The organism is Paracoccus denitrificans, from assembly GCF_900100045.1.
In the GTDB taxonomy this organism is placed as follows: domain Bacteria; phylum Pseudomonadota; class Alphaproteobacteria; order Rhodobacterales; family Rhodobacteraceae; genus Paracoccus; species Paracoccus denitrificans.
Map to the genome: position 1 here is coordinate 90,824 of NZ_FNEA01000010.1, position 12,124 is coordinate 102,947.

Here is a 12,124-nt window from a genome sequence, read left to right on the forward strand (position 1 = left end):
AAACATGGCCCAGCCCGATTTCGACGAGATCATCGACCGCACCGGCACCGGCTGCAACAAGTGGGACGACATGCAGGCGGTCTATGGCGTCTCGCCCGGGGACGGGATCGCGATGTGGGTCGCGGACATGGACTTCCGCCCGCCGGCCCCGGTCCAGCGCGCGGTCGAGCGGATCGCGGCGCATGGCGTCTATGGCTATCCCGGCGCCAATCCGGCCTATGTCGAGGCGATCCGCTGGTGGATGGCGAACCGTCATGGCTGGGAGGTCCAGCCGGAATGGATCCTCTCGGCGCACGGGCTTGTCAACGGCACGGCGATCTGCGTCGATGCCTTCACCCAGCCGGGCGACCGGGTGATCGTCATGACCCCGGTCTATCACGCCTTCGCCCGCGTCATCCGCGCGTCCGGCCGCGAGGTGGCCGAGTTCCCGCTGGCCATCCATGACGGGCAGTATCGCATGGACTGGGAGGGCTGGCAGCAGTTGCTGACCGGGCGCGAGCGGATGCTGATCCTGTGTTCGCCCCACAACCCCGGCGGAAGGGTCTGGACCGCCGAGGAATTGCGGCAGGTCGCCGATTTCTGCGCTGCCCATGACCTGATCCTGGTCTCGGACGAGATCCATCACGATCTGGTCATGCCCGGCAGCCCGCGCCATTCCGTGCTGGCGGTCGCCGTGCCCGAGGCCGTGCCGCGCCTGGTGACGCTGACCGCCGCAACCAAGACCTTCAACATCGCCGGCGCCCATATCGGCAACCTGATCGTGGCCGACGAAGGGCTGCGCAAGCGCCTGCAGACCCGGCTGATGGCTCTGGGCATCTCGCCCGGGCTGTTCGGGCCGGGCATGGTCGCCGCCGCCTATTCACCCGAGGGCGCGGCCTGGGTCGATGCGCTGACCGGCTATCTGGACGGCAACCGGCGGCTGTTCGACCAGGGGGTGAACGCGATTCCCGGCATTCGTTCGATGCCCTTGCAGGCGACCTACCTCGCCTGGGTCGATTTCTCGGGAACCGGGATGGAGCGGGCCGAGTTCACCCGCCGCGTCGAGCAGGGCGCCCGCATTGCCGCGAACCACGGCGGCACCTTCGGCACCGGGGGCGAGGACTTCCTGCGCTTCAACATCGCCACGCCCCGCGCCCGCGTGGCCGAGGCGGTTGCGCGGTTGCAAGAGGCGTTCCGCGACCTGCAATGAAGCGGCTGGGCGGGATCTTCTCGGCGCTTTGCCTCGCGGCGGTGCTCTGGGGGCTGTGGATGCTCTGGGCGCCGCAGCCCACGCCGCTACCGCAGCCGCCGGCGGCGGGCTGGCACTGGCCGGGTCTGCCCGAGTTCCGGCTGCCGCGCATCACCCTGCCGCCGATCTTCCAGCGACCGCCGGTGCAGCCGGAAGCGCCCATCGCCTCGCCCGTCCGGCGCATCCTGGTCGAGAAATCCGCCCGCCGCATGACCGTCTATCAGGAAAGCGGCCCGCCCCGGACCTTTCGCATCGCGCTGGGCTTTTCGCCCGAGGGGGACAAGAGCCGCGAGGGCGACGGCCGCACGCCCGAGGGCATCTTCCGCATCGACCGCCTGAACCGGCAGAGCGCCTATCACCTGTCGCTGGGCATCGACTATCCGCAGAAGCACCACCGCGAGGCGGCGCGCCGGCTGGGCCTCAGCCCCGGCGGCGACATCATGATCCACGGCCAGCCGAACCAGGTGCCCGACGGCTATCGCGTCAAGGGCGACTGGACCGCCGGCTGCATCGCCGTCGACAATGCCGAGATCGAAGAGATCTTCGCCCATGCCCGCATCGGCACCGAGGTCGAGATTCTGCCCTGAATCGCGGCCTTTCGGCCACACTTGCCGCGGCCTGTGCCCAAGGATAAGGCAGGGCCATGACGTTCAACCGCTATGCCCCCCATCTGCGCGCGACTCTCGCGCTTGGACTGCCGCTCGTGGGCAGCCATCTGGCACGAATGGCCATTCACGTCGCCGATACCATCATGGTTGGCTGGTATGGCGTCACGGAACTGGCGGCGCTGGTCATCGCGGTGTCGTTCTTCAACATCCTGTTCTTCCTGGGCATGGGCTTCGGCATCGGCGTCATGGGGCTGATCGCGACCGCCATCGCCCGCGGCGACGAGGTCGAGGTGCGCCGTTCGGCCCGCATGGCGCTGTGGCTGTCGCTTGCCTTTGCCGTGGCGGTCGTCCCCGCCATGTGGCATTCCGAGCCGATCCTGCTGGCCATCGGACAGGAACCGGCGGTGGCGCGGCTGGCGCAGGACTACCTGCGCATCGCCGGCTTCGGCCTGATCGCGATGCTGTGCCAGTTGACGCTCAACAGCTATCTGGCCGCGATGGAGCGGCCGCAGGTGGTGCTGTGGATCACGCTGGCCGGGCTGCCGCTGGTGATCTTCCTGAACTGGGTGCTGATCTTCGGCAACCTGGGCGCTCCGGCGCTGGGGGTGCGCGGTGCCGCCATCGCCGCCATCGCGGTGCAGTTCAGCCAGCTTCTGGCCATCGCCGCCTATGCGGCCTGGCTGCCCTCGGCGCGCAAATACCGGCTGTTCCAGCGCTTCTGGCGCCCGGACTGGCCCGGGATGCGGGCGGTCTTCATGCTGGGCCTGCCCATCGGCCTGACCATGGTGGCCGAGGGCGGGCTGTTCGTCGGCTCGAACGTGATGATGGGCTGGATCGGCACGCGCGAGCTGGCGGCGCATGGCATCGCGCTGCAACTCGCCTCGATCACCTTCATGCTGCATCTGGGCATGTCGAATGCCGCCACCGTGCGCATCGGGCAGGCGAGGGGCCGGGGCGACGGCCGCTGGATGCGCGATGCCGGCGTGACGGTCACGGCGGTCTCGGCGGTCATCGCCGCGCTGGCGATGGCGGCGTTCGAGCTGTTCCCGCGCCAACTCGTCGGCCTCTACCTTGACGCCGCCCACCCCGAGACCCCGGCCATCATCGGGATCGCGGCGGGCCTGCTGTTCTATGCCGGGTTGTTCCAGCTGACGGATGCGATGCAGGTGATCGGGCTGGGGCTGCTGCGCGGGGTGCAGGATACCCGGGTGCCCATGGTGATCGCGGCGGTAAGCTACTGGCTGGTCGGCATCCCGGTGGCCTACGGCCTGGCCTTCGTGGCGGGGATCGGCCCGGCCGGCCTGTGGCTGGGCCTGGTCGCGGGGCTGACCTGCGCTGCTGCGCTGCTGATGCACCGCTTCTGGCGCGGGCTTGCGCGCGGGGACTGGACCGGCGAGGCGCCGGCGGTCTAGTTTGGCCGCGCAGAAGTCAGGAGGCCCGTCATGCGCCCGGTTTTCGTCCAGTTCCGTTGTTCGCCCGGCAAGACCTACGAGGTCGCCGACGCCATCTACGACCGAGAGATCGTCAGCGAACTTTACTCGACCTCGGGCGACTACGACCTGCTGGCCAAGATCTATGTGCCCGAGGACCAGGATGTCGGGCATTACCTCTCTGAAAAGCTGTTCGACATCCCGCATATCGTGCGGACGCTGACCACGATGACCTTCAAGGCGTTCTAGGCGCTCAGCGGCATGGGTGACGAAAGCGGTGCGGGCAGCGGATGCCCTTGCGCGCGGGCCGGCTTTGCGGTTTCTGTGGCGGCATGACCCGCTTTCGCTTCGCCCCGATCGCCGCCGCGCTGCCCGCCACGGTTCCCTTCACCGGCCCCGAGACGCTGGAGCGTCGCCGCGGCGCGCCGTTCCGTGCCCGTCTGGGGGCCAACGAGAACGGCTTCGGCCCCTCGCCCCGTGCGGTCGAGGCCATGGAGCGGGCGGCGGCCGAGGCATGGAAATACGCCGATCCCGACAGCCATGACCTGCGCCATGCGCTGGCCGGGCATCACGGCGTCGCGCCGCAGAACGTCATGGTCGGCGAGGGGATCGACGGGCTCCTGGGCCTGCTGGTCCGGCTGATGGTCGCGCCGGGCGAGGCGGTGGTGACCTCGGACGGGGCCTATCCGACCTTCAACTATCATGTCGCGGGCTTCGGCGGCCGGCTGGTGAAGGTGCCTTATCGCGAGGATGCCGAGGATCCCGATGCGCTGGTCGCCGCGGCGTGCGAGACCGGGGCGCGGCTGGTCTATCTGGCCAATCCCGACAACCCGATGGGCAGCTGGCATTCCGGCGCGCGGATCGAGGCCATGCTGGACGATCTGCCGCAGGGCAGCCTGCTGGTGCTGGACGAGGCCTATGCCGAATTCGCCCCGGAAGACGCCATCCCGCGCATCGATCCCGAGGATGCGCGCGTCATCCGTTTCCGCACCTTTTCCAAGGCCCATGCCATGGCGGGCGCGCGGATCGGCTATGCCATCGGCCCGGCCGAACTGATCGCCGGCTTTGACCGCATCCGCAACCATTTCGGCATCAACCGCATCGGCCAGGTCGGCGCGCTGGCGGCGCTCGGGGATCGGGACTGGCTGACCCATATCCGGGCCGAGGTCGCTGCCGCCCGCGACCGTATCGGCGACATCGCCCGCATGAACGGGCTGGCCGCCTTGCCCTCGGCCACGAATTTCGTCGCCATCGATTGCGGCCGCGATGGCGCCTTTGCCCAGGCCCTGCTGGACGGGTTGGCGCAACAGGGCGTTTTCGTCCGCATGCCGGGCGCGGCCCCGATGAACCGCTGCATCCGCGTCTCTTGCGGCCCCGCGCCGGAACTCGCCGCCTTCGCCGAGGCGCTGCCCAAGGCGATCGGGACACTGGCCTGACGGCTTCTTCGTTCTGAAAATACTCAAAGGACCGTGCCGCCGGGGCAGGTCAATCCAGGGGAAGCGCCGTGGTCGCCTTCAGCTCCTCCATCGAGAGCAGCGCGGTGACGTTGTGGATCTTCACCTCCGAGATCAGCGCCTGGTAGAAGCGGTCATAGGCGCGCGCGTTGCGCACCCGCACCTTGAGGATATAGTCGATGTCGCCGGCCAGCCGATGCGCCTCGATCACCTCGGGCCGGGCGCGCACGGCGGCCAGGAAGCGCCGCGCCCATTCCGGGTCGTGCTCGCTGGTGCGGATCAGCACGAAGAAACAGGCGTCGAGCCCCAGCGCATCGGGATCCAGCAAGGCCACCTGCCCACGGATCACCCCCGCCTCGCGCAGCTTGCGAATCCGGTTCCAGACCGGGGTCTTGGAGGCGCCGACTCGGGCTGCGATGTCGTCCAGCGACAGGGTGGCGTCCTCTTGCAGCAGGGACAGGATTTTGCGGTCGGTATCGTCCAGCCGGATGGGTGTTTGTCTGTTGTCGCTCATCGTGAAACCTGGTCCTTGCTGTCGCGCTGACATGCGAAGATGTTTCTTATTTTTCCGCCCTACTCGTCAATATGGGGGATTTTTTTCTATATAGATACCACAGGAAACGAAAGGCAAAGGCCATGTCCAAAGGCTTCACCCCATCCCCCGCGACCCCCGCCGTCATCACCGCGAATGACCTGCGCATGGGCCATTGCGTGTGGATGCGCGACGGTGCCTGGACGGCCGACCCGCGAGAGGCCGAGCTGTTCGAGGACGAGGCCATCGCCGAACTGGCCCTGCTCGACGCCATCGCGCAGGCCAATATCGTCGTCGGTCCCTATCTGGCCGAGGCCAGGCGCGGCCCCGACGGCCGCCCCCAGCCGACGCATTTCCGCGAGGCGTTCCGCCGCCGGGGGCCCTCCAACTACTTCCATGGCAAGCAAGCCGAATTCGAGGCCAGCAATGTTTGACGCGCGTCCCCAGCACAACGAATATCTGCGCCACCGCGCCCAGCAGTTCCGCCAGCAGGTCGAGCGCCGGCTGGACGGCAGCCTGACCGAGGACGAGTTCCGTCCGCTGCGCCTGATGAACGGCGTCTATCTGCAACTGCATGCCTATATGCTGCGGGTGGCCATTCCCTATGGCACCATCAGCCCCGACCAGATGCGCACCCTGGCGCTTCTGGCCGAGAAATGGGACAAGGGCTACGGCCATTGGACCACGCGGCAGAACATCCAGTACAACTGGCCGAAGCTGGTCGATATCCCCGACATGCTGGATGCGCTGGCCGATGTCGGCCTGCACGCCATCCAGACCTCGGGCAACACGATCCGCAACGTGACGACGGACGCCTTTGCTGGCGCCGCCGCCGACGAGGTCGCCGATCCGCGTCCCTATGCCGAATTGCTGCGGCAATGGTCCACCGACCACGGCGAATTCCAGTTCCTGCCGCGCAAGTTCAAGATCGCCGTCTCGGGCGGCAAGAAGGACCGCGCCGTCATCGCTGCCCATGACATCGGCCTGCGGCTGGTTGGGAACGACAAGGGCGAGCTGGGCTATCAGGTCTGGATCGGCGGCGGGTTGGGCCGCACGCCGCTTCTGGGCCAGGTGGTGCGCGAGTTCCTGCCCGAGGCCGACCTGCTGCCCTATGTCGAGGCGATCATCGCGGCCTACAACCTCTCGGGCCGCCGCGACAACAAGTACAAGGCCCGCATCAAGATCACCGTGGCCGAGCGTGGCCTCGACGTGATGCGCGAGGAGATCGAGGCCGAGTTCCTGCGTCGCCGCGAAGCCTTTACCGGCGTCGACCAGGACCTGCTGGCGGCGCTGAAAAGCCTCTACGCCCCGCCCGCCTTCCGCAACGAGCCCGAGGGCGACTACGAACAGCGCCGCGCCGCCGACCCGGTCTTCCGTAGCTGGACCGACACCAACCTGTCGGCCCACAAGCAAGAGGGCTATGCCAGCGTCACCGTGACCTTCAAGGCGCCGGGCCAGACGCCGGGCGATGCCTCGGCGGAACAGATGCGCCTGCTGGCCGACCTGGCCGAGCGTTTCGGCCATCACGACCTGCGCATCAGCCACGAGCAGAACGTGGTGCTGCCGCATGTCCACAAGTCCGACCTGTTCGCGGTCTATCAGGAGCTGAAGGCCGCCGGCCTCGCCACCGCGAATGCGGGCCTGATCAGCGATATCGTCGCTTGCCCGGGCATGGACTATTGCACGCTGGCCACCGCCCGCTCGATCCCGATCGCCCAGGACATCGCGGCGCATTTCCGCGCCCGCGGCCTCGAGGAAGAGATCGGCCAGTTCAACATCCGCATCTCGGGCTGCATCAACGCCTGCGGCCACCACCACCTGGGCCATATCGGCATCCTGGGCCTGGACCGTGCGGGGGTCGAGAACTACCAGATCACGCTGGGCGGCGACGGCTACGACATCCCGGCCATCGGCCAGCGCGCCGGTGCGGGCTTCCCGGCCGAAGAGGTCGTGCCGGCCATCGACCGGCTGATCGATGCCTATCTGGAACTGCGCGAATCGCCCGAGGAGCGCTTCATCGACGCCTATCGCCGTCTGGGAGTGGCTCCGTTCAAGGCGGCGCTGTATCCGGCCGATGCTTGACCAGACGCTGGATGCCCGCGCGGCGCGGCTGAACGACCGCTATCGCCACCACGCCGCGACCGAGGTGCTGCGGCGTGCATTGCGCGACCCCGACCTGGGCTCGACCACGCTGGTGTCGTCCTTCGGGGCGGAATCGGTGGTGCTTCTGCACATGGTCTCGGTGGTGGCGCCGGGGACGCCGGTGCTGTTCATCGACACGATGATGCTGTTCCAGGAGACGCTGGACTACCAGCTGGACGTGACCCAGAAGCTGGGGCTGACCGACGTTCGGGTGATCCGCGCCACCGAGCGCGAAGTGGCGCTGAACGACCCGGACGGCACCCTGCACCAGTTCAACACCGACGCCTGCTGCGATTTCCGCAAGACCGTTCCGCTGGAGCGCGAACTGTCGAAATTCGATGCCTGGATCACCGGCCGCAAGCGGTTCCAGGGCGGCGAGCGCCAGCAGCTGGAGTTCTTCGAATCCGAGCCGCCCTCGCGGTTGCGCATCAACCCGCTGGCCCACTGGCGTCCTCAGGACGTCCAGGACTACATGGCCGAGAACAACCTGCCGCGCCATCCCCTGGTGGCCAAGGGCTACGCCTCGATCGGCTGCGCGCCCTGCACCTCGCCGATCAAACCGGGCGAGGATCCGCGCGCCGGCCGCTGGCGGGGCAGCCAGAAGACCGAATGCGGCATTCATTTCATCGGCGGGCGCATGGTCCGCGCAGGAGCGAAGGCATGAGCGATTTCTTCCTTGTCCGCGATGACGGCTTCCACCCCGATGACGGGGCCGAGCCGGTCAGCCTGGCGCCGGATACCGATCCGGCCTCGCTGGGCGACTATCTGGACCATGAGCTGATCGCCATCGAGTTTCCGGCGATGACGGACGGGCGCGGCTTTTCGCTGGCCCGCATCCTGCGCGAAAAGGGCTACAAGGGCCGGCTGCGCGCCGTGGGCGGGCTGATCTCGGACCAGTATGCCATGGCCCGCCGGGTCGGCTTCGACGAGGTGCGCATCCCCGCCGCGCTTGCCGCTCGCCAGCCGCAGGAGCAATGGCTCTATCGCGCCGACTGGCAGGACTGGGACCATCGGTCGCGGCTCGCCGGCTGAAACCCGGGGTTTCGCCCCGCCTCCCCATGCATTAGATAAACCGGGACTCCGAAATGACGCTGGATCTCTCTGTGGACATTGCCGCCAAACCCGCCAAGACGCTGCCCGATGCGCAGACCGTGACCTCGGTCAGGCATTGGACCGACCGGCTGTTCTCGTTCCGCGTGACGCGGCCCGCCAGCCTGCGCTTCCGCTCGGGCGAGTTCGTGATGATCGGGCTGCCGGACGACAACGGCAAGCCGATCCTGCGCGCCTATTCCATCGCCTCGCCCAACTGGGACGAGGAACTGGAATTCTACTCGATCAAGGTGCCGGACGGGCCGCTGACCTCGCGCTTGCAGAACATCCAGCCGGGCGATCAGATCATCCTGCGCCCCAAGCCCGTCGGCACGCTGGTGCTGGACGCGTTGCTGCCCGGCAAGCGCATGTGGTTCTTGGCCACCGGCACCGGCATTGCGCCCTTCGCCAGCCTGATGCGCGACCCCGAGACCTATGAGCGTTACGAGCAGGTCGTCATGATGCACACCTGCCGCACCGCCGACGAGCTGGCCTATGGCCGCGAACTGGTCGAGAACCTGAGGCACGATCCGCTTCTGGGCGAGCTTTACGGCGAGGAATTCGCCAGCCGGCTGCTGTATTATCCCACGACGACGCGGGAAGAGACGCCATACATGGGCCGGATCACCGACAACCTGACCTCGGGCAAGGTGTTCGCCGACCTGAACCTGCCGCCCATGGATGCGGCAAATGACCGCGCCATGATCTGCGGCAGCCTGGCCTTCAACACGGATGTGAAGACGGTTCTGGAAGGGTTCGGCCTGCGCGAGGGCGCCAACAGCGATCCCAAGGAATTCGTGGTCGAAAAGGCCTTTGTCGGCGACGGGATCTGAGGTCGCTCCGGGGGTTCGCACCCCCGGACCCCCCGGGGTATTTTGCGAAACGGAAAAAGCCCGGCGTTGACAGTTCGTCGGGCGATGCCCATGTTCCGGCGCCGAATCAAGCGAAGGAATCTTCATGCCCGTCGTCGTCGTTGAGTCCCCGGCCAAGGCCAAAACGATCAACAAATACCTGGGCGACGACTATACGGTTCTGGCCTCGTTCGGGCATGTGCGCGACCTGCCGCCCAAGGATGGCAGCGTCGATCCCGAGGCGGATTTCGCCATGAAATGGGAAGTCGCCTCGGAATCGAAAAAGCACGTCAAGGCGATCCGGGACGCGCTGGCCGCGGATCCGAACCTGATCCTGGCCACCGACCCCGACCGCGAGGGCGAGGCGATTTCCTGGCACCTGCTGGAAACCCTGGCGCCGGCGCTGAAGAAGGGCGCCGAGGTCAGCCGCGTCACCTTCAACGCCATCACCAAGGCGGCGGTGACCGAGGCGATGGCCAATCCGCGCCAGATCGACCAGCCGCTGGTCGATGCCTATCTGGCCCGCCGGGCGCTGGACTATCTGGTCGGCTTCAACCTGTCGCCGGTCTTGTGGCGCAAGCTGCCCGGCGCCAAGTCTGCCGGCCGGGTGCAATCGGTCGCCCTGCGCGTAATCGTCGATCGCGAGATGGAGATCGAGGCCTTCAAGGCCCGCGAATACTGGTCGGTCCATGCCCGGCTGGCGACACCGCGCGGCGACGAATACGACGCAACCATGACCGTCTTCGGTGGCAAGAAGCTGGAACGCTTCGACATTGCCAGCGAGGAGCAGGCAAAGCTGGCCGTGGCCGCGATCACCTCGCGCGACCTCAGGGTCGCCAGCGTTGCTGCCAAGCCCGCGAGCCGCAATCCCTGGCCGCCCTTCATGACCTCGACCTTGCAGCAAGAGGCCAGCCGCAAGCTGGGCCTGGGCGCGCGGGCCTGCATGTCGGCGGCGCAGCGGCTCTACGAGGCGGGCCATATCACCTATATGCGGACCGACGGCATCGACATGGCGCCCGAGGCGGTGATGGCGGCACGCGACGCGATCAAGGCGCGCTTCGGGGCGGAATACCTGCCGAAATCGCCGCGCATGTACAAGAACAAGGCCAAGAACGCGCAAGAGGCGCATGAATGCATTCGGCCGACCGACATGATGCTGTCGCCCGACCGGCTGCCGGTTTCGGACAAGGATCAGAAGGCGCTCTACGACCTGATCTGGAAGCGCACCATCGCCAGCCAGATGGAATCGGCGCGGATGGAGCGCACCACGGTCGAGATCGGCTCGGCGGACGGGCAGGTGGGCCTGCGCGCCAACGGGCAGGTGATGCTGTTCGACGGGTTCCTGCGGGTCTACGACCAGGGTCGAGACGACGAGGAGGACGAGGACAGCCGCCGCCTGCCCTCGATCGAGGAGGGCGAGCGTGCCGAGAAGCGCTCCGTCACGCCCGAGCAGCATTTCACCCAGGCCCCGCCGCGCTATACCGAGGCGACGCTGGTCAAGCGCATGGAAGAACTGGGGATCGGCCGGCCCTCGACCTATGCCAGCATCGTGACCACCATTCAGGACCGCGACTATGTCCGCAAGGAGCAGAACCGCCTGATCCCCGAGGACAAGGGCCGGCTGGTCACCATCTTCCTGCTGAAATATTTCCCGCGCTATGTCAGCTACGATTTCACCGCCAACCTGGAGGGGGAGCTCGACGACATCTCCTCGGGCGAGCGTGCCTATCGCGAAGTGCTGCGCCGCTTCTGGCGGGACTTCACCGCCGCGCTGGAGGGCACGTCCGAGTTGCGCATCACCGAGGTGCTCGACGCTATCGACGAGGCGCTGGCGCCGCATCTCTACCCTCCGCGGGCCGATGGCTCGGACCCGCGCGAATGCCCACTTTGCCACAAGGGGCGGCTGCACCTGAAGACGGCGCGCTCGGGCGGGGCCTTCATCGGCTGCTCGAACTATCCCGATTGCCGCTTTACCCGGCCGATCAGCTCGCCCGATGCCGAAGTGGTGGGCGATGCCGTGCTGGGCGTGGACAATGGCGATGAGATCAGCCTGAAGAACGGCCGCTTCGGACCCTATGTGCAGCGCGGCGAGGCCACGGCGGAGAATCCGAAGCCACCGCGCGCCTCGATCCCCAAGGGCTGGGACCTGGCCTCGGTCGATCTGGAGCGGGCGCTGGCGCTCTTGTCGCTGCCGCGCGAGATCGGCTCGCATCCCGAGGACGGCGTTCCGGTCGAGGCCGGCATCGGCCGCTACGGCCCCTATGTGAAGCATGGCGCGAAATACGCCAACCTGCCGGATGTGGACGAGGTCTTTACCATCGGCATGAACCGCGCGGTCGAGGTTCTGGCCTCGAAACAGGTGCGGGGCAGGGCTGCGGTGGCCGCGCCGCTGGCGGAACTGGGCGAGCATCCCGAAGGCGGTTCGGTGCAGGTGATGAGCGGCCGCTATGGCCCTTACGTCAAATGGGGCAAGGTCAATGCGACGCTGCCCCGTGACCTGGAGCCCGGCGCAGTCACGCTTGAGCGTGCGCTGGAGTTGATCGCCGAGAAAGCCGCGAAATCGGGCAAGAAGCCGGCGAAGAAGGCTGCCGCGAAGAAACCGGCCGCAAAGAAACCCGCTGCGAAGAAGCCGGCTGCGGCCAAGGCGAAGAAGGCCGGGTAGGGCGCCGGGCTTCGCGGTTGCATTTTGAGTATTTGAGGAACGAAGAAGACCTCGTGCGATGCCTGATTTTCAAGGCAAGTGCGTGCTTCTTCGTTCCCTAAATACTCATGACGCGGCCAGGACGCTGG

The 12,124-nt window shown here is 67.3% G+C and carries 12 protein-coding genes; 11 read left to right on the plus strand and 1 reads right to left on the minus strand.

The window, feature by feature from the left end; genetic code table 11:
• The first annotated feature begins 4 nt into the window (after positions 1 to 4).
• The 5 genes from BLT64_RS10575 to BLT64_RS10595 all read left to right on the plus strand — a co-directional run bounded on the left by BLT64_RS10575 (position 5) and on the right by BLT64_RS10595 (position 4,702).
• Positions 5 to 1,189 carry a MalY/PatB family protein gene (locus BLT64_RS10575; RefSeq protein WP_011746993.1) on the plus strand — a complete coding sequence of 395 codons (1,185 nt, stop codon included), beginning with the start codon at positions 5 to 7 and terminating at the stop codon, positions 1,187 to 1,189.
• Positions 1,186 to 1,815: a L,D-transpeptidase family protein gene (locus BLT64_RS10580; RefSeq protein WP_011746994.1), complete on the plus strand. Its 630-nt coding sequence runs from the start codon at positions 1,186 to 1,188 to the stop codon at positions 1,813 to 1,815. The genes BLT64_RS10575 and BLT64_RS10580 overlap by 4 nt, the downstream gene beginning before the upstream one ends.
• 56 nt (positions 1,816 to 1,871) lie before the next feature.
• Positions 1,872 to 3,248 (plus strand): MATE family efflux transporter, encoded by a 1,377-nt coding sequence (locus BLT64_RS10585; protein WP_011746995.1) that lies wholly within the window; start codon positions 1,872 to 1,874, stop codon positions 3,246 to 3,248.
• A gap of 30 nt (positions 3,249 to 3,278) precedes the next feature.
• Positions 3,279 to 3,515 carry an Lrp/AsnC ligand binding domain-containing protein gene (locus BLT64_RS10590; RefSeq protein WP_011746996.1) on the plus strand — a complete coding sequence of 79 codons (237 nt, stop codon included), beginning with the start codon at positions 3,279 to 3,281 and terminating at the stop codon, positions 3,513 to 3,515.
• A gap of 83 nt (positions 3,516 to 3,598) precedes the next feature.
• Positions 3,599 to 4,702, plus strand: a complete 1,104-nt coding sequence (locus BLT64_RS10595; protein ID WP_041529765.1) for a pyridoxal phosphate-dependent aminotransferase — start codon at positions 3,599 to 3,601, stop codon at positions 4,700 to 4,702.
• A gap of 49 nt (positions 4,703 to 4,751) precedes the next feature.
• Here the strand turns inward: BLT64_RS10595 and BLT64_RS10600 are convergent, their stop codons facing one another.
• Positions 4,752 to 5,234 carry an Lrp/AsnC family transcriptional regulator gene (locus BLT64_RS10600; protein WP_011746998.1) on the minus strand — a complete coding sequence of 161 codons (483 nt, stop codon included), beginning with the start codon at positions 5,232 to 5,234 and terminating at the stop codon, positions 4,752 to 4,754.
• Positions 5,235 to 5,356: 122 nt separating this feature from the next.
• Here BLT64_RS10600 and BLT64_RS10605 point away from each other — a divergent pair, with 122 nt between their 5' ends.
• The 6 genes from BLT64_RS10605 to topA all read left to right on the plus strand — a co-directional run bounded on the left by BLT64_RS10605 (position 5,357) and on the right by topA (position 11,996).
• Entirely contained in the window at positions 5,357 to 5,686 is a 330-nt protein-coding gene (locus tag BLT64_RS10605; protein WP_041529766.1) for a DUF2849 domain-containing protein, read from the plus strand.
• Complete coding sequence (locus tag BLT64_RS10610; RefSeq protein ID WP_011747000.1) at positions 5,679 to 7,334, plus strand: nitrite/sulfite reductase; 1,656 nt, start codon at positions 5,679 to 5,681, stop codon at positions 7,332 to 7,334. The genes BLT64_RS10605 and BLT64_RS10610 overlap by 8 nt, the downstream gene beginning before the upstream one ends.
• Positions 7,327 to 8,058: a phosphoadenylyl-sulfate reductase gene (locus BLT64_RS10615; RefSeq protein ID WP_011747001.1), complete on the plus strand. Its 732-nt coding sequence runs from the start codon at positions 7,327 to 7,329 to the stop codon at positions 8,056 to 8,058. Before BLT64_RS10610 ends, BLT64_RS10615 begins: the two co-directional genes overlap by 8 nt.
• Positions 8,055 to 8,426: a DUF934 domain-containing protein gene (locus BLT64_RS10620; RefSeq protein WP_011747002.1), complete on the plus strand. Its 372-nt coding sequence runs from the start codon at positions 8,055 to 8,057 to the stop codon at positions 8,424 to 8,426. Before BLT64_RS10615 ends, BLT64_RS10620 begins: the two co-directional genes overlap by 4 nt.
• A 53-nt stretch (positions 8,427 to 8,479) precedes the next feature.
• Positions 8,480 to 9,316, plus strand: coding sequence for a ferredoxin--NADP reductase (locus tag BLT64_RS10625; protein WP_011747003.1), 837 nt, complete (start codon positions 8,480 to 8,482; stop codon positions 9,314 to 9,316).
• A 124-nt stretch (positions 9,317 to 9,440) separates the two neighbouring features.
• Complete coding sequence (gene topA / locus BLT64_RS10630) at positions 9,441 to 11,996, plus strand: type I DNA topoisomerase (RefSeq protein ID WP_011747004.1); 2,556 nt, start codon at positions 9,441 to 9,443, stop codon at positions 11,994 to 11,996.
• Positions 11,997 to 12,124: the final 128 nt, after the last annotated feature.